This window comes from Porphyromonas sp. COT-052 OH4946 (assembly GCF_000765965.1).
Lineage (GTDB): Bacteria > Bacteroidota > Bacteroidia > Bacteroidales > Porphyromonadaceae > Porphyromonas > Porphyromonas gulae.
This window is the reverse complement of the sequence record NZ_JQZY01000001.1, coordinates 1-22,146: the sequence shown is the minus strand read 5'-3', so window position 1 is coordinate 22,146 and position 22,146 is coordinate 1. Positions and strand designations below refer to the sequence as shown.

At 49.4% G+C, this 22,146-nt stretch carries 16 protein-coding genes; 12 read left to right on the top strand and 4 right to left on the bottom strand.

The genetic code is table 11. The features are described 5' to 3' along the window. The first annotated feature begins 139 nt into the window (after positions 1–139). The 3 genes from HQ50_RS00100 (at position 140) to HQ50_RS00090 (ending at position 2,313) form a co-directional block, all read left to right on the top strand. Complete coding sequence (locus tag HQ50_RS00100) at positions 140–583, top strand: DUF4494 domain-containing protein (protein ID WP_018965285.1); 444 nt, start codon at positions 140–142, stop codon at positions 581–583. Next, positions 580–1,254, top strand: coding sequence for a YggS family pyridoxal phosphate-dependent enzyme (locus HQ50_RS00095; protein ID WP_018965286.1), 675 nt, complete (start codon positions 580–582; stop codon positions 1,252–1,254). The genes HQ50_RS00100 and HQ50_RS00095 overlap by 4 nt, the downstream gene beginning before the upstream one ends. A gap of 150 nt (positions 1,255–1,404) precedes the next feature. Further along, the gene (locus HQ50_RS00090; RefSeq protein ID WP_235290029.1) at positions 1,405–2,313 is read left to right on the top strand and encodes an AraC family transcriptional regulator; all 909 of its coding nucleotides are present in this window, start codon (positions 1,405–1,407) and stop codon (positions 2,311–2,313) included. 178 nt (positions 2,314–2,491) lie between these two features. On the opposite strand, the gene gap is transcribed toward HQ50_RS00090, so the two are convergent. Further along, a complete protein-coding gene (gap, locus tag HQ50_RS00085; protein ID WP_018965288.1) occupies positions 2,492–3,496 on the bottom strand; it encodes a type I glyceraldehyde-3-phosphate dehydrogenase in 1,005 nt (334 codons plus the stop codon). A gap of 481 nt (positions 3,497–3,977) precedes the next feature. Here gap and HQ50_RS00080 point away from each other — a divergent pair, with 481 nt between their 5' ends. From HQ50_RS00080 to HQ50_RS00065, 4 genes are all read left to right on the top strand, one after another. After that, entirely contained in the window at positions 3,978–5,327 is a 1,350-nt protein-coding gene (locus HQ50_RS00080; RefSeq protein ID WP_018965290.1) for a sigma-54 dependent transcriptional regulator, read from the top strand. Positions 5,328–5,337: 10 nt separating this feature from the next. Further along, positions 5,338–6,675 (top strand): PAS domain-containing sensor histidine kinase, encoded by a 1,338-nt coding sequence (locus HQ50_RS00075; protein ID WP_039427434.1) that lies wholly within the window; start codon positions 5,338–5,340, stop codon positions 6,673–6,675. 3 nt (positions 6,676–6,678) lie between these two features. After that, complete coding sequence (locus HQ50_RS00070) at positions 6,679–8,925, top strand: DUF5686 family protein (RefSeq protein ID WP_039427433.1); 2,247 nt, start codon at positions 6,679–6,681, stop codon at positions 8,923–8,925. Between the two features lie 84 nt (positions 8,926–9,009). Further along, positions 9,010–9,717, top strand: a complete 708-nt coding sequence (locus tag HQ50_RS00065) for a MarR family winged helix-turn-helix transcriptional regulator (protein WP_018965293.1) — start codon at positions 9,010–9,012, stop codon at positions 9,715–9,717. On the opposite strand, the gene dusB is transcribed toward HQ50_RS00065, so the two are convergent. Together dusB and HQ50_RS00055 are read right to left on the bottom strand one after the other, a co-directional pair. Further along, positions 9,703–10,704: a tRNA dihydrouridine synthase DusB gene (dusB, locus tag HQ50_RS00060; protein WP_039427431.1), complete on the bottom strand. Its 1,002-nt coding sequence runs from the start codon at positions 10,702–10,704 to the stop codon at positions 9,703–9,705. The genes HQ50_RS00065 and dusB overlap by 15 nt on opposite strands. After that, positions 10,701–12,377 (bottom strand): SulP family inorganic anion transporter, encoded by a 1,677-nt coding sequence (locus HQ50_RS00055; protein ID WP_039427429.1) that lies wholly within the window; start codon positions 12,375–12,377, stop codon positions 10,701–10,703. The genes dusB and HQ50_RS00055 overlap by 4 nt, the downstream gene beginning before the upstream one ends. Before the next feature lie 983 nt (positions 12,378–13,360). Between HQ50_RS00055 and HQ50_RS00035 the strand changes: the two genes are divergently transcribed. The 5 genes from HQ50_RS00035 (at position 13,361) to ispF (ending at position 19,981) form a co-directional block, all read left to right on the top strand. Then, positions 13,361–14,017 carry a redox-sensing transcriptional repressor Rex gene (locus tag HQ50_RS00035; RefSeq protein WP_018965298.1) on the top strand — a complete coding sequence of 219 codons (657 nt, stop codon included), beginning with the start codon at positions 13,361–13,363 and terminating at the stop codon, positions 14,015–14,017. Positions 14,018–14,086: 69 nt separating this feature from the next. Then, positions 14,087–14,746: a fumarylacetoacetate hydrolase family protein gene (locus tag HQ50_RS00030; RefSeq protein ID WP_018965299.1), complete on the top strand. Its 660-nt coding sequence runs from the start codon at positions 14,087–14,089 to the stop codon at positions 14,744–14,746. Between the two features lie 12 nt (positions 14,747–14,758). Further along, on the top strand, positions 14,759–18,235 hold the full coding sequence (porU, locus tag HQ50_RS00025) for a type IX secretion system sortase PorU (RefSeq protein ID WP_039427424.1): 3,477 nt from the start codon (positions 14,759–14,761) through the stop codon (positions 18,233–18,235). Between the two features lie 75 nt (positions 18,236–18,310). Continuing rightward, positions 18,311–19,486 (top strand): type IX secretion system outer membrane channel protein PorV, encoded by a 1,176-nt coding sequence (gene porV, locus HQ50_RS00020; RefSeq protein WP_026292235.1) that lies wholly within the window; start codon positions 18,311–18,313, stop codon positions 19,484–19,486. Between the two features lie 6 nt (positions 19,487–19,492). Then, complete coding sequence (gene ispF, locus HQ50_RS00015; RefSeq protein ID WP_018965302.1) at positions 19,493–19,981, top strand: 2-C-methyl-D-erythritol 2,4-cyclodiphosphate synthase; 489 nt, start codon at positions 19,493–19,495, stop codon at positions 19,979–19,981. A 106-nt stretch (positions 19,982–20,087) separates the two neighbouring features. On the opposite strand, the gene HQ50_RS00010 is transcribed toward ispF, so the two are convergent. Then, positions 20,088–20,630, bottom strand: coding sequence for an RNA methyltransferase (locus HQ50_RS00010; RefSeq protein WP_018965303.1), 543 nt, complete (start codon positions 20,628–20,630; stop codon positions 20,088–20,090). Positions 20,631–22,146: the final 1,516 nt, after the last annotated feature.

The following is a 22,146-nucleotide window of genomic DNA, read 5'->3' as shown; positions in this document are numbered from 1 at the left end:
GCGAGTTTTTCAGGATTTACGAACCGCACTCTGTGGGATTCCAGCGCGAGTTTTGTGGGAGATTTCTCCGCCGGTGAAAATCGTCGGCCCTCGTTTTTGCTATCTTTGCCATTCAATAAATCTTAGTTTCGTATAGATTATGGCTGCATGGTTCGAATGCAAGGTCACCTATGAGAAGGTGGCCGATAATGGAATGCCTAAGAAGGTGGTGGAGAGCTATTTGGTGGATGCCGATTCTTTCACGTTGGCAGAGGCCAAGATGATAGAGGAGATCACCCCTTTCGTCAGTATGGGAGAGTTCAACATCAGTAATATTCGCAAGGTAAACTATGCCGAACTTTTCCTCAATGAGGATGATAAATGCGATCGCTACTATCGTTGCAAAGTGCTGTATGTGACGATCGATGAGAAGAACGGGGTGGAGAAGAAGACGCCTGCGTTCATGCTCGTCAAGTCGGACAGCTTGCCCAATGCGGTGGCAGAGCTGGAAAAGCAGATGGGCAAGGGATTGGCCGACTATGAGATCGCATCGGTGTCGGAGACTGCCCTGATGGATGTTTTCCAATACATGCCGGCGAAATGACGCTCATTGCCGATCGTTTAGGCCCCGTTCTCCGCTCACTGCCACAAGGCGTGCGGCTGGCGGCTGTTTCCAAGTTCCATCCCGTGGAAGAACTCATGGAGGCTTATGAGGCCGGCCAAAGGATTTTCGCCGAGAGTCGGGTGCAGGAACTGATGAGCAAAGTGGGAGCGATGCCTGATGACGTGGAGTGGCATTTCATCGGGCCGCTACAGACAAACAAGGTGAAGTACATCGTCCCTTTCATCTCGATGATCCAGAGCGTTTCCTCTCTGAGGCTCTTCGACGAAATCAGCCGTCAGGCATCGAAGGTGGGGCGTACCGTGCCGGTATTGCTGGAAGTGCATATCGCATCGGAGGAAACAAAGAGCGGTTTCACGCCGGAGGAATTGCCACAAGTCCTCGAGACTATTTTGGCTCGTGGATCCGATACCGGAGTCCGGATTGCCGGTCTGATGGGGATGGCTACATTCACCGACGACAGGGAGCAGATTCGCAGAGAGTTTCATCGGTTGGCATCGCTTTTCAGGGAGATGAAAGAGCGTTTCTTCTCCGATTCCGCCGATTTTTGCGAACTTTCGATGGGAATGAGCGGCGATTATGAGCTGGCAATCGAAGAGGGAAGCACCATCGTTCGTATCGGAACCACTATCTTCGGCGAACGACGCTATTGAAAAGGGCATAGGTTTCGCTCCGGAAGGGAAGAGCCGGGGCTATGCTCTCATACGTTTCTGTCGGTTTTTTGACTCTTTATGACTCGGATGTTTGCCGTGGCGATTCGGCAAATGGATTCGATGAAGTTTTTTATCTCAAAATATTCTTTTATGACTGTTCCGCTAAAGGTATTCTCTATCAAAGAGCTTGCGAGCTACTTCGGAGGCAAAATGAATACATTGGGAGACCGGGTTTTGCTGAGCAATGAGAAGCGATCGCTCCAAGAAGTAGCTATGTCTGTACCGTTTCTGGTTGAATCCATGCTCTTTTCTATTTGCACGAGGGGCTATATGCGACTTATGGTCGACTCGCGAGAGATCGAGCTGCACGAGGGTGAGCTATTGGTCGTCATGCCTCGGAAAACGATAGAGGTGATCGAGTCCGGTCGCTTTCGTGCTCGTCATTTATGTTTGGACAAGGAGATTCTTTCTTTGTCGGCGGTCAGAGTCGGCAGTTTTATTTCCATCGTCAATAAACTACACAGCAATGAGCTCTTTCGCCTTGACCCCATGCAACACGCATTCCTCATGGCTGCGATGGATCTGATCGAAAACACGTTGCAAAACAGGAGGCTTCATCAGGAAGAGATCGTCACCCACCAGATCAGCTCTCTCTTCCTATTTCTGGACGATCTGATCGTTGATGGCACCGAAACCGACTGCAAGCATAGCAGATCTGAAACCATCTGTCGCAATTTTCTGCTTCTCGTCTCCGAACATCACAAAGAGGAGCATGCCGTCAAGTTCTATGCGGACAAACTCTGCCTCAGTCCCAAGCACTTGGCGCTGACGATAAAAAGCGTCATGGGGCAGTCTGCCTCCAAAGTGATCAACAACTTCATCGTCCAGCAGGCCAAGTCGCTGCTGCGTTATACGGATAAGACGATTCAGGAGATCGGCTATGAGCTGAATTTCTCCACACAGTCCTTTTTCGGCAAGTATTTCAAGCAGCATACCGGTATGAGCCCGGGCGAATACCGCAGTCGGGAGGGCCGAGCCACGCAGCCCGAAGAGGACTGACGGGAGTATCCGAATCAAGCGACATACAGCCATCCGATGATGTCGGAGGATGGAGGATGGAGGATGGTTGTTGCCGGATCATAGTCCGGAAAAGAATACGGGGCTGTACCCGGATAATTCCTTCGGCACAGCCCCGTGAGAGGTGATCCAAGATCCGTTAGGATCTTGTCCAATTTTCTTATGCGTTCACCTTGGCCATATAGGCGATGAGATCGAGTACTTTGTTGGAGTATCCGATTTCGTTGTCGTACCATGAAACGATTTTCACGAAGGTGTCCGTGAGTGCGATACCGGCTTTGGCATCGAATACGGAAGTACGGGTTTCGCCGATGAAGTCGGAAGAAACCACTTCTTCGTCCGTGTAGCCCAAAATGCCTTTGAGTTCGCCTTCCGAAGCTTTCTTCATGGCAGCGCAGATATCTTCGTACTTAGCAGGCTTTGCCAACTGACATGTCAGGTCTACTACCGATACGTCCAGTGTCGGTACGCGGAAAGACATACCCGTCAGTTTGCCGTTCAGTTCGGGGATCACCTTGCCTACCGCTTTGGCAGCACCGGTGGAAGAAGGTATGATATTGCCACCTGCTGCTCGACCGCCTCGCCAGTCTTTTGCAGAGGGGCCGTCCACTGTCTTCTGTGTAGCTGTGGTGGCATGCACCGTGGTCATCAGACCTCCTACCATGCCCCAGTTGTCGTTCAGTACCTTGGCAATGGGTGCCAGACAGTTGGTGGTGCAAGATGCGTTGGAGACGATTTTCGTGCCTTTTACGTACTTATCCGTGTTCACTCCGCATACGAACATAGGCGTGTCGTCTTTAGAGGGAGCCGACATAACTACATACTTGGCACCGGCAGCAAGGTGTGCTTCGGATTTTTCTTTCGTGAGGAAAAGACCGGTGGACTCTACTACATATTCCACTCCGGCCTGATCCCATTTCAGATCGGCAGGGTTCTTTTCAGCTGTAACTCGAATGGCTTTTCCGTTTACGATCAGCTGACCGTCTTTGACTTCGACTGTCCCATTGAAACGACCGTGTACACTGTCGTACTTGAGCATGTACGCCATATATTCCACATCGATCAGGTCGTTGATGGCTACGACTTCAATGTCGCTTCTGTTTTGTGCTGCGCGGAATACCAAGCGGCCGATACGGCCAAAGCCGTTAATACCTACTTTCGTCATAACTAAGTGCTTATATTTTAATGTTAACCATTATTGTTTTGTCCGGAATACTGCGTTTCCCTCCGAAAAGAGCTTCTAAGTAATTCTTCCCGATAGATACCGTTCCGGTGACCTTGCTACAAAAGTAAGGAAGATAATCCACAAATAGCTGATTTTCTTACACAAAAACATTTTTCTCGCGCCATAAGTCCTTGTATTCTTCGGGTATTTGCGAGCTACCTTGTCGCGACCGCATCGCCTCTTATTCGTTGATAGGATGGCTTCTCTTCGGCTTGCACTTATGGGCGAGGAGCCTTTGGCCGTTGGTGCCGATCCGGAGAATAGCGATGCTGCATTCGTTCCTTTAGGCACGAATCGGGTGCTATACTTTTCTGTGCCAGCCTTTTTCTCTTCTCTGTTATTATAATCTCTTCGCTCTCTTTTCCTTACTTTTGTTTCCGTTCCACGGCGGAATTGTTCAAGAGAGTAAGATTTGTACACAATGAAGAAGAGCGGAAGTATCATCGTAGTAGATGACAATAAACATGTGCTGACAGCTTTGAAGTTGCTCCTGACGGGGAGTTTCGAGACCGTGACGCTCCTGCCTTCTCCCAAGACACTGCTTTCCACTATCGTGGAGGTGCATCCGGATGTACTCCTGCTGGATATGAATTTTTCTACCGGTATCAACACGGGCAATGAGGGTCTATATTGGCTGGATCAGGTCCGTGGCCGTTTCCCGGATCTTCCTGTGGTGCTCTTTACTGCTTATGCGGATATCCGTCTGGCAGTGGATGCCTTGAAGCGTGGAGCAAGCGATTTCGTCGTCAAGCCATGGAATAACGCCGAGCTGTTGGAGTCGCTTCGTGTGGCGATGAATAAGGCCGCAAACTCTCATGTGACGGCTACACCTAAAGAAGACGATTCGGTATTTCTCGGCAAAAGCAAGGCTATGCGTGAGGTGTTGGAGCTGGCCGATCGTATCGGCGATACCACTGCCCATGTCCTCATTACGGGTGAGAATGGTACCGGCAAGGGCGTTTTAGCCGAGTATATCCATGCCCGTTCTCCTCGTAGCCGTCAGCCGATGCTGACCGTGGATATGGGGGCTTTGAGCGAGACGCTGTTCGAGAGCGAACTGTTCGGCCATGTGAAAGGAGCCTTTACCGATGCCAAAAGTGACCGTGCCGGCAAGTTCGAGACAGCATCCGGCGGCACGATCTTTATGGACGAGATAGGCAACCTGAGCCTTGCCCTGCAAGCCAAGTTGTTGGCTGTGCTCCAGCAAAAAGTGGTGACTCGTGTGGGCAGCAATACGCCGATTCCCGTGGATGTTCGTATCATTTCTGCCACGAATAGCGATTTGCCTCTCTCCGTGGCAGAGGGCCGGTTTCGAGAAGATTTGCTTTATCGTCTCAATACGATTCATATCGAGATGCCACCGCTACGTCGTCGCAGGGAAGATATAGTACCGATGGCCGTTTTCTTCCTGCATCGTTATGCACGACAGTACGGCAAAGAGGTGTCGGCATTGACTCCCGAAGCAGAGATTTTACTCTCCGACTATCCGTGGCCGGGCAACGTGCGTGAACTACAGCATTGCATAGAGAAGGCTGTGATTCTTAGCCGTAGCAGCAGCCTCTCTGCAGCTGACCTGTCGTTGCCGAAGTCGATCGATGCTCATCCGACTGCTACCGCTGTAGCAAGTACTCCTCAGACCTTGGATGAAATGGAAAAGACCGCTATCGAGCAAGCCTTGGCACGAAACGGCAGCAACCTTTCGAACGCGGCAAGGGAATTAGGTATCAGCCGTCAGACTCTGTATAATAAGATGAAACGCTACGGCCTGTAGCCTCTCTTCTATGGGAAGACGAAAGACCAGCAGTTTCGGCTTGCATCTGTTATTTACCATCGTCATGGCGGTGGTGGGTACTTGGTCGGCAGTTGCAGGACATTATGTCATCACAGTCTTTGCTGCCGGATTGGTTTTCTTTTCCGCCTTTCGCTTGCGTTTGCTCTATCGGCATCATCTTCAAGATCTTTCCCTGCTCTTGAACGCTATCGAGAATGGCGATTATTCCGTGCGCTTTTCCGAAATGGGGGGCAATGCTTCGCATCGAACATTCAACCGTACACTCAACCGTATCAAGGAGATCCTCAGTCGTTCTCGCGATGAGGCGATAGCCGGTGAGCAGTTTCTCGTACATGTGCTGGAACAGATTCCTGTCGGCATCATGATGGTTGCTCCGGAGGGGTATGTCTATTCTACCAATACAGTGCTGTTGCGTCTCCTCGGTTTACCCGTTATCACACACCTCGATCAGCTTGGACGCGTATCGCCGGACATGCCTCGGCTGTTTCGTTCCGCGGCTACCGATTCAGGCATTCATGTCAAGCTCACAACGGAGCGAGAAGAGAAGGAAGTGAGTCTCCGCTTCTCTTCGTTCCGGATCAGGGGGAAGATATACCATATATATACGCTGTCGAATATCGGCAAGGAGCTTGACGCTCGCGAGACAGAGTCGTGGATCCGGCTCATTCGGGTGATGACGCACGAGATCATGAACTCGATAGCCCCCATTACTTCGATATGCGATACCCTCTTGGACAATTTGCAAAGCTCTGCGGACGAGGAAATGCTGTCTACCGGATTGGATACCATTCGTAGTACCGGAGCGGGGTTGTTATCCTTTGTACAGGACTACCGTAAGTTTACGGCTATTCCTTCTCCCGAGAAGGAGGATATTGCTTTGTATGCATTTCTTACGGGGATATTGCGCCTGCAAGAAGAGCTTCTGTCCTCCAACGGTATAAAGGTGGATATGGAAGAAATACCCGTGGGGCTGACTGTTCTGGCCGACCGTCAGCAATTGACATCGGTACTGATAAACCTCGTCAAGAATGCTGCCGAGGCGGAATATCCTGCCGATACGGAGAAACGACTTTTGCGTATTCGTGTCGAGGAGCGTCTCGATTTGTCGGATGAACACAGACTACTCCTTCATGTGGAAAACAACGGCACTCCTATTCCTCAAGAGGTGTTCGACAATATGTTTGTTCCTTTCTATACGACCAAAACCGGTGGCAGCGGCATCGGTCTGAGCCTTTCCCGTTATATCATTCGTCTGCATGGGGGAAATTTGCTTGCGAGGCGTACAGCCGATGGTTTCACCTCTTTCGTTATTGAACTACCGCTCTAAGAGATGAGAAAACCGATCGTCCGCTTTTTGCTATCGCTCTTTTGGCTTCTCGGAGTCTGTGCTTCTCATACGATGGGGCAGTCATTACCTTCAGTATCGAAGGAAATACGGGAGCTGAGCAATGGGACGGAGCAGCAGACCTCCCTGTTCGACAAAAAAGAATCCGAAGCTTTCGCTTTGGAAACGGTCAGAATGATTTCAGACAGAACGCCCCTCCTCTTCCGCATGGCAGAAGGCCGTAGTTGGGAAGCCGATATTCGAGGTCGATCATGGGCTTCTCGTGTGCTGCCGATAGTGCGTCGGCTCAAACACGGAGGGATTCCATGGGAGCAGTATCTCTCGTCGGATTCCTTGTGTATGGAGGCTCGGCTATATGGACAATACGACTCGGTAACGGGTACATACAGAAGGGGTATTGTTTCTTTTCGGTCGGATATTCCTCAGCGAAACAAAGCGGATGACCTTACGGCCTTAGCTTTGTTGGGAGAGAATGTATATGCCGAAGAGTTCGACTTTGGCAATCGGCAAATATTCCCCAACCCTCTTCGACGAGAAGCCGAAGCCTTTTATACTTACCGTTTGGAGAGCCTATATGAGAAAGATGGTATAGAATACCGCAGTATCGCATTTCGCGGACTGAGCGGCCTGACTCATGGAACTTTAACGATAGATGCCACACGGCAGCGACTTGCTGTACTGGAAATGCAAGTCATGATGAAGGGGGTTATTACAGAATCTTATCGAGTCGAATTGGAAGAGGTAGAGCCGAATCTTTCTCTACCGGTCAGGTTTTCTGCCGTCATCAGTCGCAATCGCCTTTGGGCTTCTCTCTATAATGGCTATTCCGCATCTGTGACGTATACGGGAGAGCAGCTCGACAAGGCCGCAGTACCGGTTTATATGCCGCAAGATAGCAGTGGCTACCGTTTGCCGGACGAACTGCCCATCGCTCCTATTTGGGCTGTTCGTAGCAGCTTCGCGAGACAGGATAGTTCTACATATTGGAAAAATGTGGTTGTCGGTCGAGATCATACTCTGCATCAGCATGTACCTTGGCATCGCGCATTGGCTTGGGGACACAAGTATCGGATCGGGGAGCGTTGGCGATTAGGCAATGAGGGATTGGTGTGGGCTTTGTTCTATTATAATTATGCCGATCATCTTTGGTTGGGGCAGTCTCTGACGGCTATTTGCGATATGGCTCCCGGAATCCGCTGGGAGATAAAGCCCAGCCTCTACTATGTCACCAAACGACGCAAAGCTGTTTGGACTCTCGATAGTAAACTCCACTATTCTCCTTCGCAAAGAGGACTTTTGCAATTATCTGCAGGGCATCGCTCTTTCGATTTGTACAGCACACGCGAAAGAATAGACCAGCTGACCGATCTGATGATGGAGCTTCTCAACGGACAAGGTCCGACAACTCGCTACGATGATAAATTTGTCCGTCTGACCAATAGTATCGATCTATTGCCCAAGCTCAATGTGGAGACAAGCGTGATGCTGGCCGAGCGCAATCCTTTGCCGCATGGAGAAACGTGGAGCCTCTTCGGTGGCAGCATTACCGATATTCTGAATATCAGCAATGCCGATCCCGATCTCCCTCGTATAGTTCCTCATCACCGACTGCTGGAAGTACGAGCCAAGATGACATTCAATCCGCATCCCTACTACCGCTATACGGCGGACGGATTTCTCGTTCGTGAGGGCGAGGGCATACGTGCTCCGCTCCTTTCTCTCTCTTATCGCGGAGCTTTCGGGATGGGGCGTAAGTCCGATGCACGCTTCCACCACCTTGATTTGAGCATACAGCAGCGACTTGTCTTTTCACCGGCATCGTCACTGTTCTATCAATTGAATGTCGGAGGCTATATCGATCGGTTGGTTATCTATCCGAGCGAGTACTTTTTTCTGAAAGGGGGGAATGCTTTTTGGCGATTCGGCGATAGCATGGAAGCTGCATTCCAGACACTGCCTCCCTATACGGCTACAGCCGACAAACACCTTATCCTTCAAACCAGCTACCGAGCTTCGCGCTTGCTGGTCAATTTCCTGCCCTTCGTTTTCCTAAAGACCAACGACGAGGCCTTGCATTTCAAGGCCCGGTGGGATATGGTATCGAGAAAACCCTATCTGGAGATGGGCTATTCGCAGAGTATCGGTACGCTGATGCAAGTCGGAGTATTCTATGGCGGCTACAATTTCTTTTACGAAAGAGGTGTTGCCATCCGATTTACATTCAATATGTAATCTCCTGCTTTTCAGTGGAAAAATGTACATTTATGCTCCAAAAGGATTACATCGAACGGACTCTTTATTCAATCGGAGCAATTTATGAAGTACAAAAAACTGCTTTTCGATCTTATCGACTACCTCGACGCATTTGAAAGTTTGTATGACGGAGGGGGGCATGAACCTGAAATGAAAGACTTTGCCGACTTTTTAAGTTGGCGTTGCGACAAAAAGAAGAAACAGGAGGAAGAAGAAGTTGTCTCTGCTACCCGGAAACGAGCAGCAGGAGCCAAGAATATAGCGCGAGGAGTCAGCCTCCTGCATCGTTACTCTCGTTTTTATATCAAGAAAGCACTGGCGGAATCTCCCTTGCAGACCGAAGACGAATACACCTATTTGGTCTGTCTGATGAACGGTGAGAGCATGACCAAAACAGAGCTGAACAACCTCAATGCCATGGAAAAAACATCCGGTGCAGAAGTCATGCGTCGTCTGCTGAAAGCTAATCTGATCGAGCAGAAACCGGATGAGGAGGATCGCAGAAGCATGCGTGTCTCCATTACTCCTGAGGGAAGAAAGGTACTGGTCAATCTCTTTCCCAATCTGCGCCTTTGTGCCGAGACACTCGTTTCCACCCTGTCGGACGAGCAGCTGACTGCCTTCGATCATCTGCTCTGGTTGCTATGCGAACACCACAACGAGATATTCACCGGCAGACATGATGCCGAGCTGAAAGATCTGCATGCGGAGACCTGCGAATTGAAACAATCGGTAGGAGGGGCTTTGTCCAAGCGACTATACCGCCGCTGAATCGGCCGATCCTATCATCTTCTCCACCTCGTCCATAAGTGCGAAAAGCTCCTCCTGTGTCGTGGCACGAAGCATGGCCACGCGCATGGGCTTGAAGTTCGGGATCCCTTTGAATATGGGACTGGCTGCAATATGTCTGCGTGTATGGAGGATGCCTCGCCGTTCGTCCAGTTTCCGGATGTTGTTCAGCGTCTGACAGCGTAGTATGTCCATATAATAGGAAAACGGACGCAAAGGCAACGTTTCTCCCGTGCGAAGGAAATGCTTCATTTCTTCGAATATCCATGGTTGGCCGATAGAAGCCCTGCCTACCATTACGGCATCCACACCATATACGTCAAAGGCTCGTCGGGCTTCTTGTGGAGTGGTCACATCTCCGTTTCCGATAATGGGGATTTGCATTCTCGGATTGTTCTTCACTTCTCCGATCAGCGTCCAGTCAGCCGTCCCCGTGTACATTTGGGCGCGTGTGCGACCGTGTATGGTCAGGGCTGCAATGCCACAGTCTTGGAGCTGTTCAGCCAGGTCTACTATGATCTTGCTGTCATTGTCCCAGCCAAGCCGCGTTTTCACCGTTACGGGCAGCTTCACCGCTTTAACTACCTCACGCGTTATCTCTATCATAAGTGGGATATTGCGGAGCATCCCACTGCCGGCACCTTTCCCTGCTACCCGTTTGACCGGACATCCGAAGTTCAGATCGATCAGATCCGGACCGGCCGCTTCGCATAGTCGGGCAGCCTCTACCATCGAAGCTACATCCCGTCCGTATATCTGTACAGCCATCGGGCGTTCCGATTCGTCTATGGTCATTTTTCGGAATGTGCCGGCTACTTGACGAATCAGGGCATCGGCACTGAGAAACTCGGAATAAACCAGATCGGCACCGAACTGCTTGCACATGACCCGAAAGGCCACATCCGTCACATCCTCCATCGGAGCAAGCAGCAAAGGCTCTACTCCGAGGTCTATGGTACCTATCTTCATGCTCCTCGGGTTATGGCTTGTGCCTGTCGCAGAGCCGCTTGAATATCGGCACATACGTTTTCCTCTCCCAATAGCCCTACGATGCCTGCGGTGGCAAGTTCTTCATGGACGTCCTTGCGCACACCGGAGAGTACGATGCTGATGCCTTCTTTCCGGCTCATTTTGATCAGGTTTTCCAGATTGTGCATCCCTGTCGAATCCATAAACGGCACATGTCGCATTCTGATAATCCGAACATCGGGATGATCGCCCAATGTGTTCATGATCTCTTCGAATCTGTTCGCGATGCCAAAGAAGAAAGGCCCTTCGATTTCATATACCTCTACCCCCTTCGGGATGTCGAGCACTTCGTCGTGGTGGGCGATCTCGCCCGTCTGCGTCAGGTCGAGCTTGCCTGTGGCAACTGTGATGCGTGTGTTCTCCGTGACGCGCTTCATAAAGAGCAGGATGGCCAAAAGCAGTCCGATCTCTATGGCAACGGTCAGGTCGAGGATGACGGTAAGCAGGAAAGTAACCAGCATGACGAGGCTGTCGCTGCGAGGGCCGCGACCGATATTGGCCACCGAACGCCATCCGCTCATATTGTAGGATACTACGATCAGTACTCCGGCCAAACAAGCCATCGGGATGTATGCCGTCAGAGGACCGAGGAATAGCAGGATCAGCAGTAACACGAAGGCGTGTATGATCCCTGCAATAGGAGAGCGACCGCCGTTGTTGATATTGGTCATTGTACGGGCTATGGCTCCGGTGACGGGAATACCGCCGAAGAACGGAACCACTATATTGGCTGCACCCTGAGCGATAAGCTCGGTGTTGCTGTTGTGCTTTTCCCCTATCACACCATCGGCTACGCTGGCCGACAGCAGAGACTCGATGGCTCCCAACAGGGCGATGGTAAAAGCCGGAGGGAAAAGTTGGCGAATCGTTTCGAGGCTGAGTGTTACCCCCGTTGGCTTGGGCAGTTGGACGGAAATAGTGAAGCGGTCGCCGATGGTTTCGAACTCGCCGATACCTTGTAGCCGAAGTAAATAGGCCACTACGGTCATCAAGATAATGGCAATGAGCGAACCGGGTATCTTCTTGGTGAACCTCGGACTCAGCATAATGATGACAATACTAAGCAGACCCATCCCGAAAGCCCAGAGGTTTACTGACTTGAAGTTGGTAAAATAAGCTCCCCATTTGCCAAGGAAATCACCGGGCATATCTGCAATACCGAGGCCGAAGAGGTCATTCATTTGGGTAGAGAAGATCGTGAGGGCGATCCCTGCCGTGAATCCCACGACTATCGGGTAGGGGATAAACTTGATCAGCGTACCCAGACGAAGAGCTCCCATCACGAGAAGCAGGATACCGGCTATGATAGTGGCAATCGTGAGGCCCTCGATGCCGTACTTATGAATGATGCCGTAGACGATAACGATGAAAGCACCCGTCGGGCCACCGATTTGGACGGATGAACCACCCAAAAACGATACGATGAAACCGCCTATAATGGCCGTGATAAGACCTGTTTCCGGAGATACGCCACTGGCTATACCGAAGGCAATGGCCAAGGGCAAAGCTACGATACCGACGATAACGCCGGCCATGAGGTCGGCCATGAAACGCTCACGGTTGTACCCGTGGAAAACATCGAGCAGCTTCGGCCTGAAATATGATCCGATCATGAGAAAAAACGAGATTATCCGTGCAGCAAAAGCCTTGCACGCCGCAAAGGTAGGGATTTACTCACTGAGAAAAAGCTTTTTACTTGCTTTCATGCCGGAAAGGTTATGGCTTGATCTTCAGCACTTGCAAGTCTGTTCCTTATACGAAGTTTGGAAGCTGTACTTGGTTTTTCTGATTCGAGAATACTCTATGAGAACGATCCTCTTTTTTGAGAAATTTTATTGAAAACACAGGCCAAAAAAGTTTTCAACAACGAAGATGAGTTTGGAATCATTCTAAATAAGCGATGGATGGGAAGAGATTTTCAACGTAAAAATGTTCATGAATCGGACTTTTTGTGGTTGGAATCTGCTTTGAAAGAGTTTCGATGGCGATGTATATATAAATCAGTTTTAATTTATATACAGATCGTTTTCGTTTTATATATAAATCGTTTTTCATTTGTATATAGATCGTATTCGGTTTATATATAAATAGTAGAGCTGAAAAAGCTGTTTGGAAAGGTGAAATAAAAGAGGTACCCGCTCGATTCGTGGCCGAACCAAGCGGGTGCCTTATAGATTTGCAGGACTGGAAAGAATGGTTATTCCTTATATCATACTTAGTCTGTTTTCAAATGCCTTGATAGAATATAAATAAATGGATTGGATGGGTGAGGGTAGTGTGTGAAGTCGGGAAATATATTTCATTTGTTTAGATCGTCAGAGAAATTGGTCGATGATTTGTAATGCTTTAGTATATATTTAGTTATTCCTTGTTTAGCGTCTTTACTTGCTTGCAAATGTAAGAAAAAAGCTCGATCCGAATGACTTGAAATACTTGCCTTGAACAAGCCTCCCTTCACCCCTCTCTGCCGATAAGGCTCAAAGCTATCCCTATACCTCTTTTCGGGTGCTTGCTTGATAGGTAAATATGACAGAAACATAGACTATTACGGTGCAATTACATATATTTGTAGTTAAATAATCCACGAATAAAACGGATGAAAACGATTGCGAACGAATCTTCTCCTCTCAATACCAAAGTCCCCGAACCTACTTTGAGGCGTCTGCCCTGGTATTTGTCTTACGTCCAGCTATTGCATGCGGATGGATGTGAGTCGGTGTCTTCCACGCGGATCGCTCGTGCCGTAGGGGTGGATGCTTCGCTCGTGGCCAAGGATCTCTCCTATGTGTCGGTGGATGGGCGTACACGGGTGGGGTATCGTGTGGCAGATATGGTGGCTGTGCTGAACGACTTTCTGGGCTTTACGCACCACCACCGGGCCTTCCTCTTCGGGGTGGGAAGTCTGGGTGCTGCTTTGTTGCAGGACTCGGGTTTGCGCCACTTCGGGCTGGAGATTGCCGCCGGCTTCGATGTGAATCCGGATATTGTGGACACTAATATCAATGGTATCCCCGTTTACCATAAGAGCCGGGCTGCGGAGTTGTGCGCTCGAGAGCGTGTGGATATAGGTATTCTTACCGTCCCGATACGGGCGGCACAGTCGGTGGCCGATGAGATGATAGTAGCAGGGATCAAGGCTATTTGGAATTTTACTCCATGGCGCATTAGTGTGCCCGAAGGCGTGGTCGTACAGAATACGTCGATGTATGCCCAGTTGGCTGTGATGTTCAATCGGATGAAATCGCTACCTTAGGTCTCCGAAGGCTGAACAATCCTCCTCTGCCCTTTTTTATAATAAGGGCTTTCGCTCGCTCTTGGAACGATGAAGATAATTGCTGTCGGCATGAACTATAGTGCGCATGTCAGCGAAATGCGACGTGCGGACATCCTTCCCGTTGCTCCCTGTCCGAATGGAGAGGGAGCCGATTTTTGTGTGGAGGAACCTGTGCTTTTCCTCAAGGCCGATTCCTTGTTGCGCGAAGGGTATCCCTTTTTCTATCCGGATTTTTCTCAGGAGATCCACTATGAGACCGAGCTGGTGGTTCGTATCGATCGTATCGGCAAGTGCATAGCCGAGCGTTTTGCTCACCGCTATTATAGTGAGGTTAGCGTCGGTATAGACTTCACGGCTCGTGACCTCCAGCGTCGTGCCAAAGCCAAGGGATTGCCATGGGCAACGGCCAAAGCTTTCGACAACTCCGCTGCCGTAGGGCGGTGGGTGAAGAAGGACTCGCTCCGGCACGGTGTGCAGGAGCTGGATCTGCGATTGGATATAGACGGACGCACGGTGCAGCAGGGCAATACACGGGATATGCTCTTTTCCGTAGATCGTTTGATCGCTTATGCCAGTCGTTTCTTCACGCTCCGTATGGGGGATCTTATCTTTACGGGGACTCCGGCAGGGGTAGGCCCTATTGCTATCGGCCAGCACCTCGAAGCCTATCTCGAAGAGCAAAAACTGCTCGACATATCCATCAAATAAGCTATTTCTCAGATGAAACGAATACTTCCAATAGTCGCATTCCTTTCTCTCTTCCTTGCCCTTGCTCTGCCTGCGGTAGCGCAACGAGCTGTGGGGAAGACGGCTGACCGTTCGCTAATGGCTTCGGGACATTGGGTCAAGATACGTGTCGATGCAAGTGGAGTGTATCGCCTTACGGACGAACAGCTCCGTGCCAATGGCTTCTCCGATCCGTCCAAGGTGGGTGTGTTCGGCTATGGCGGAGGGGTACTTCCCGAAGATCTGAGCCGGATCACGACAGACGATTTGCCTCCCGTACCGGTACTCCGTCAGGGCGATGCGCTGTATTTCTATGCCGTGGGCCCGGTGACGTGGTTCTACAATCCGGCTAAAACCACCATGGAGCATACGGTGAATACGTACAGTACGCATGGCTACTACTTCCTGTCGGATGCTGCCGGAGCTCCTTTGCAGATGTCTCAATATACGGGTGGAGGTGCGTCGGCCGAAGCCTTGATCGACTACTACGATGAGCTGATGCTCCATGAGCAGGAATTGTATTCGCCCAAAGAATCGGGGCGAGATCTGTATGGCGAGTCTTTCAGTGCAGTCAATACGCGTACGGTCAAGTTCCCTTTGAGGGGCAACACGCGCTCGTCTGCCGAACTCGGTACCGTATTCTCATACATAGCCAAGGCCAGATCGGCCGGTGGCGGCCGCGAGATGTCGCTCTCGGCCAATGGTATTCTGATCTTCAGCGATCCTTTCTCCATGACATCGAATGAGGTAGCCAATTCCTATTTGGCGGGCAAGAAGCGTCGTCTCTATCACAGTACGCCGATGAACAGCTTGGCCAATGAGTTGCGCTTGGACGTGAATTATAGTATGACAGGGGATGCGGTCAATCTGGATTTCATAGAGGTGGCTACACAGAACGATCTCCGGTACGATGGCGCACCCATGCATATCAGGCGGTTTTCCAATTTGCCCGTTTTGGGGGGCGAGTCCTGCCGCTTCGTTGTCAGTGAGGTGCCGGAGTCTCTGGTGGTTTTGCATGCCAATTCTTCCCTGACAGCCTCGCTTGTTCCCGTTAAGACTGTCGGGGACAGGACCATTGAGTTCGTGGCTCCGCCGAAGGATCAGGATCGAAGGACTATCAATACGTTTTATGCCGTGGACTTGTCACAGGCTTCTGCTCCGGAGATCCTCGGAGCGGTACCCAATCAAAACCTGCATGGAGAAGAAATCCCTGATCTGATCATTGTCTCTACTCAGGCTCTCCTCCCCGAGGCTGACCGACTGGCTGCCTATCGTAGAGAGAAAGGTGGGCTGAAGGTCTTGGTCGTATTGCAGGAACAAGTGTTCAACGAGTTTTCCGGTGGCACTCCCGATGCTACGGCATACCGCCTCTTTGCCAAAATGTTTTACGACAGATGGAAGACAAATGCACCTGTGGGAGAGACCTTCCCGATGCAAATGCTTCTCTTCGGCGATGGGACTCATGACAACAGGAAGGTCTCTGTAGCTTGGCAGAAACCGTATCTCCAGCAAACGGAGTTCTTGCTGACATTCCAAGCCGTCAATTCGACGAACGTAAGCAGTTATGTGACAGATGATTACTTCGGCTTGCTGGATGATCAGCCGGCCTCGGTCAATATCGGTTGGCGCAATTATAATATGGCTGTAGGGCGATTCCCCGTACGTACTCCGGCCGAAGCTCGCATCGCAGTGGACAAGACCATCCGATATGAGGAGGATCGTGAGAGCGGTGCCTGGCGTATTCGCACCTGCTTTGCGGCAGACAATGGGGACAGACACGCGACCGAAACTTCCCGTTTGATCGATACCGTCAAGCGTTATGCTCCTGCCATCATGCCGGTGCGTGCCTTTCAGGACGTATATCCGCATGTCATCGAGAACGGGTTGCACAGTATCCCGGGAGCAAAGAAAAAAATGTTGGAAACCCTTCAGTCGGGTATCATCCTGCTTAATTATACCGGTCATGGCGGTCCTGCCGGATGGTCGGACGAGCATCTGCTGACGCTCAATGATATACACAACTTCAATTATAAGCATATGCCCATTTGGATTACTGCCACGTGCGACTTTGCCAACTATGACAGTCAGACGACCTCGGCAGGGGAGGAGGTTTTCCTCCACGAGAAGAGTGGCACTCCGATCATGTTCTCGACTACGCGTGTCGTTTATAATACGCAGAATGAGAAGATCAATGGTTTTATGCTTCGGCGTATGTTCGAGAAAGCTAAGGACGGGCGTTATCGTACGATGGGTGAGATTATCCGATCGGCCAAACAGGGGATGCTCAGTACTGTTTTCCCCGATTCTATCAATCAGTTGAGTTTCTTCCTGATGGGTGATCCGTCCGTGCGTATGAATCTTCCTACCCACAAAGTGTATTTGACTGCGATCAACGGGCAGGTTCCCGGAGGGGAGTATGGAACCATTGTGCTCAAGTCTTTGGAACGGGTAGCCCTGAAGGGTAAGGTGACCGATGAACAGGGAACGTTCGACGAGACTTTCAGTGGCAAGGTTTTCCTGACTGTCTTCGACGGCAGAAAGAAAATGACGGCTTTGGAAGAGGAGGGAAATGACCACTCTCTTGTATATTATGACTATCCTAACGTGATGTATGCCGGTATTGCCGAAGTAAAGAACGGAGTCTTCGAAACTTCGTTTATCGTACCCAAGGATGTGAACTATTCCGAGCACGAAGGCCGGATCAATCTCTATGCCTATAACGAAAGCACAAAGACGGAAGCCATGGGGGTAGACTTCTCCATCAGAGTCCAACCGGGTATTCCCGATGAGGTGACGGAGGATAATACACCGCCCGAAATTATAAGCTGTTTCCTCAATGACAGTACATTCCGATCGGGGGATGAGGTTAATCCTACTCCTCTGTTTATGGCCGAAGTATTCGACCTGAACGGAATCAATATCACGGGTAGCGGTGTAGGGCATGATATTACGCTCTGTATCGATGGCCGTGCCGATCTGACCTATAACCTCAATGCTTATTTCACAAGCTCGGCTACGGATGCAGGTGTGGGCACTATCCTCTTTATGATACCGGCTTTGGCCGAAGGGGATCATACAGCCCGACTGACGGTTTGGGACATTTTCAATAATGCCGCCCATCATGACTTTTCGTTCAGAGTGGTAGATGGCATTGCTCCGGATGTGGCAGATGTGATTTTATTCCCGAATCCGGTACGCGAGAGTGCTACGTTCCGAATCTTCCACAATCGCCCCGGAAGCGATTTGAACGTGGCTGTGGAGATCTACGACTTCACCGGTCGTCTCGTGAACACTCTGCCCGTCAAGACATATTCCTCCTCCTACGGAGAACCTATAGAGATCAAGTGGGATCTGACCTCCAAATACGGAGTGAAGATCGGAAACGGATTCTACCTTTATCGCTGTGTGGTGAACTCTCCCGGAGGACAGACGGCCTCCATGGCCAAGAAAATGATCGTGGTAGGACAATAGCCGAAGCGATCCTGCCGTTTACGATATGGAATGTTCGTAAACCCAACAAGAGTACAAAAACAAAAAGAACGAAATATGATTATCAAGAAAATGCTGAAGAATAGATTGCTTCCCTTGGCGATAACCCTCCTCATTGCTCCAATGGCTATCGAAGCTCAGGAGCAACTGAATGTGGTACACACTTCCGTGCCGTCGTTGAATATCAGTCCGGATGCACGTGCTGCCGGTATGGGGGATATAGGTGTGGCAACGACACCGGATGCGTATTCACAGTACTGGAATCCGAGTAAATATGCTTTCGTGGATACGAAAGCCGGTATCAGCTTCTCATACACCCCTTGGCTGTCCAAACTGGTCAATGATATTGCGCTGATGCAGATGACCGGTTTCTACAAATTGGGAACCGACGAGAATCAGGCTATTAGTGCTTCTCTACGTTATTTCACATTAGGAAAACTGGAGACTTTCGACGAATTGGGCGAATCCATGGGAGAGGCCCATCCCAATGAGTTTGCTGTCGATTTGGGCTATAGTCGCCAGCTTTCGGAGGACTTCTCTATGGCCGTAGCACTACGTTATATCCGCTCCGATCAGAGCACGCACAATACAGGAGAGAATCAGGCAGGAAATGCTTTTGCGGCAGATATAGCCGGTTATTTACAGAAGTATGTGCTACTGGGGAATGCCGAGAGCCTGTGGTCATTAGGTTTCAATGTGAAGAATATCGGTACGAAGATCTCCTATGATGGAGGTGCCACAAGTTTTTTCATCCCTACTTCTTTGAATCTCGGAACGGGGCTATTGTATCCGATCGATGACTATAACAGCATCAGCTTCAACCTCGAACTTAGCAAGCTGCTTGTACCCACTCCTCCTATCATGGATCAAAACGATCAGGCCGGTTATGAGGCTGCACTGAAGAAATATCAGGAAACTTCTTCAATCAGCGGTATATTCTCTTCTTTCGGTGACGCGCCGGGAGGACTCAAGGAAGAATTCCGTGAGATCACATGGGGGCTTGGTGCTGAATACAGCTATGACGATAAGTTTTTTGTTCGTGCCGGATATTCATACCTGCATCCCACCAAGGGTAATTTGCAGTACTTCACGGCTGGTGCCGGCTTCAAGATGAACATATTCCGTATCGATGCTTCCTACCTGTTGTCTACGATCCAGAGTAATCCGTTGGATCAGACTCTGCGGTTTACGCTTGCTTTCGATATGGATGGATTGCGCAATTTGTTCCATTAAACCGAGATGAAGAAGCCTTTTCGAATAGGATTCGGTTTCGATGTACACCGCTTGTCTGAAGGTTATCCTTTGTGGATAGGCGGTGTTCGTCTGGAGCATCCCAAGGGCTTGGAGGGACACTCTGATGCCGATGTACTCATTCATGCCATTTGTGATGCGTTGCTTGGTGCAGCCGCTTTGCGTGACATCGGGCATCATTTCTCTCCTTCGGATCCTCAATATAAGGGGATCGATAGTAAGATCTTGTTGGAACGGGTGATGGATTTGGTGCGTTCGCAGGGATATGAATTGGGTAATATCGATGCCACTATTGCGGCAGAACAGCCCAAGCTGAATCCACATATACCGGATATGCAGCAAGTATTGGCTGACGTGATGCAGGTCGAGGTGTCGGATATTTCGCTGAAAGCCACAACGACGGAGAAACTTGGCTTCACTGGACGCGAGGAAGGTATTTCCGCCTATGCCGTGGCCTTGCTCATTGCTGCAGTCTGAGACTAATCAAGTCTCAAAAGATTAGTCGCGAGGAGGTTTCTTGCACTCAAGGACTTGGTTTTTATTTCTTTAGACAGCTCCTTTTACCCTTTTTATTTTGGGGGTATTACTTTTTCAGGAGGGGTAGTAGCGGCTTGACCAGTTGCCAAATGACGATTCCTGCCGTGACACTTACATTGAGCGAATGCTTTGTGCCGAACTGGGGTATCTCTAAGCAGAGGTCGCAGAGGTCAATGGCTTCCTGTCGTACTCCTTTTACCTCATTGCCGAAGACAAGAGCATAGTGCTTACTCTCGACCGGGGTGAAATCTTCCAAGAAGAGGCTACCCTCTGCCTGTTCTACGGTGCAGACTGTATATCCTTTTTCTTTGAGTTCGGCTATCGCATCCACTGCTGAAGGAAAATACTCCCATGCCACACTCTCCTCTGCTCCCAAAGCTGTCTTGTGAATATCTGGATGAGGAGGGCGAGCCGTTATCCCACACAAGCATAATCCTTCCAGCCTGAAAGCATCGGCTGTCCTAAAGACTGATCCGACATTGTTCATACTACGTATATCATCCAATATGATCCTGATAGGTAGCTTGGGGCTTTCGTGATATTCTTCGGTTTTGAGTCGCTGTATCTCGATAGTCTTTTTCTTGCGCATGATTATTGTCGGTTTATATATTGAGTGATCGGTTTCTTTGCAGAAAAAATCAGAGTATTCGGATAACAAAGATACAGAAGGCAATGTTGTCCTAAATAAATTATGAGTTAGGCTGTATAACTCAGCGGGTTACGCCTAACTCATAATTTATTTGAGTCCATTGCGCAATGGACTCATCAGGAGTAAAAAGTCAAGAGGATAAACTTTTTTACGGTCTATCCGTGGGTCTGGAACCATGCAGAGGCCTTCAAATAGAGAATGATACATAACTAACGGGGCTTTAACGACTATAAAAGTACTTAGAAAGCGGCTTTTAATGCCTCAGAACTTATATTTATCAATCAAATTGGTTTTTGATAAAGAAAATTTGTTTTCCTTTGTAAGGATAAAATTATGTGTAGTCTTATAATGCTACACCTTTCATCAATTTTCTTTTCTCATTCACCTAATATGCCGGTTTGCAGCAGAGAACTTGGATAAAGGATTGAAAACAAAACCAGTTTGGTTGTTGTTGTCTCGCGGGCCGCGAGTGGAAGGTCTTATATCGAGCGTTTTTTTGCCGATGTATTCTGAACACTCTATGTCGTTTTTCTGTTAAGTAAACTGTGAACCGATCACCTACTACCTAATCTATTAGAGAAGCCGTTCAGGAGAGGTTCATACAGAATAGTGTGCAAAGAGTATAGAATTGTGGAGATTGTAGGTTCGGATATGTGCTGACAAAGATTTATTGCTATGCATATCTGATTATAAGATCTTGATAGCTTTGTCTTTATCTGGATTCTTTTGTTATTTAGTGTTCTTAACAATAATCATTCTTTAAACAATTAGCTTATGAAGTTAAACAAGATGTTTTTGGTTGGGGCAATGCTCTCGTTGGGCTTTGCTTCATGTAGCAAGGAGGGTAATGGTCCATCACCTGATAACTCTTCTGTTGCAGATACTCACATGTCTGTTTCTATGTCATTGCCTCAGCACAATCGCGCCGGCGACAATGACTACAATCATGTAGGTGAGTACGGAGGTATAGACAAGATCAATGATTTGACAGTCTATGTTGTGGGTGATGGCAAGATTGATGTNATAGTCGTTAAGCGTGCTGCGATACGTGCGTCAATGACCATTACTCAGCAGCCCGTAGATGGTGCTTATGAAATCAAGGCCCTTCGTCCGGGTAATGTGGAGGTTGTCATCGCTACGGTTTCCGAACTGAAGTGGTCGGTAGCCCAGTACGAAAAGAAGTACTATCTGCAGCAGAAAGATGACGCACTCTCTCCCGCAGCTTCTTTTGTGCCTGCAAGTACCGATGAGTATAATGGGGCTAATGGCGCCATGAAGCACTATGACTATTCTCAGTTGGCCAATAGAATTGATGTTCACCAGCTGAACGCTCCTTATAGTGTGGCTGATGTTCCTAATGTGCCTTATAAGTATGTCTCAGAGACCACTCATGCCGACAATGATTACAGAAAAGGTAATACGACTTATATCCTCGTAAAGGGTAAGCTGAAGCCTG

What these genes read in the sequence shown, in the direction of transcription:
- HQ50_RS00035 (WP_018965298.1), top strand. Translation starts at nt 13,361, where the DNA reads ATGAAAACGATTGCGAACGAATCTTCTCCTCTCAATACCAAAGTCCCC.
- gap (WP_018965288.1), bottom strand. Translation starts at nt 3,496, where the DNA reads ATGACGAAAGTAGGTATTAACGGCTTTGGCCGTATCGGCCGCTTGGTA.
- HQ50_RS00055 (WP_039427429.1), bottom strand. Translation starts at nt 12,377, where the DNA reads ATGATCGGATCATATTTCAGGCCGAAGCTGCTCGATGTTTTCCACGGG.
- HQ50_RS00095 (WP_018965286.1), top strand. Translation starts at nt 580, where the DNA reads ATGACGCTCATTGCCGATCGTTTAGGCCCCGTTCTCCGCTCACTGCCA.
- HQ50_RS00100 (WP_018965285.1), top strand. Translation starts at nt 140, where the DNA reads ATGGCTGCATGGTTCGAATGCAAGGTCACCTATGAGAAGGTGGCCGAT.
- ispF (WP_018965302.1), top strand. Translation starts at nt 19,493, where the DNA reads ATGAAGAAGCCTTTTCGAATAGGATTCGGTTTCGATGTACACCGCTTG.
- HQ50_RS00030 (WP_018965299.1), top strand. Translation starts at nt 14,087, where the DNA reads ATGAAGATAATTGCTGTCGGCATGAACTATAGTGCGCATGTCAGCGAA.
- HQ50_RS00075 (WP_039427434.1), top strand. Translation starts at nt 5,338, where the DNA reads ATGGGAAGACGAAAGACCAGCAGTTTCGGCTTGCATCTGTTATTTACC.
- HQ50_RS00090 (WP_235290029.1), top strand. Translation starts at nt 1,405, where the DNA reads ATGACTGTTCCGCTAAAGGTATTCTCTATCAAAGAGCTTGCGAGCTAC.
- dusB (WP_039427431.1), bottom strand. Translation starts at nt 10,704, where the DNA reads ATGAAGATAGGTACCATAGACCTCGGAGTAGAGCCTTTGCTGCTTGCT.
- porU (WP_039427424.1), top strand. Translation starts at nt 14,759, where the DNA reads ATGAAACGAATACTTCCAATAGTCGCATTCCTTTCTCTCTTCCTTGCC.
- HQ50_RS00080 (WP_018965290.1), top strand. Translation starts at nt 3,978, where the DNA reads ATGAAGAAGAGCGGAAGTATCATCGTAGTAGATGACAATAAACATGTG.
- HQ50_RS00010 (WP_018965303.1), bottom strand. Translation starts at nt 20,630, where the DNA reads ATGCGCAAGAAAAAGACTATCGAGATACAGCGACTCAAAACCGAAGAA.
- HQ50_RS00065 (WP_018965293.1), top strand. Translation starts at nt 9,010, where the DNA reads ATGAAGTACAAAAAACTGCTTTTCGATCTTATCGACTACCTCGACGCA.
- HQ50_RS00070 (WP_039427433.1), top strand. Translation starts at nt 6,679, where the DNA reads ATGAGAAAACCGATCGTCCGCTTTTTGCTATCGCTCTTTTGGCTTCTC.
- porV (WP_026292235.1), top strand. Translation starts at nt 18,311, where the DNA reads ATGATTATCAAGAAAATGCTGAAGAATAGATTGCTTCCCTTGGCGATA.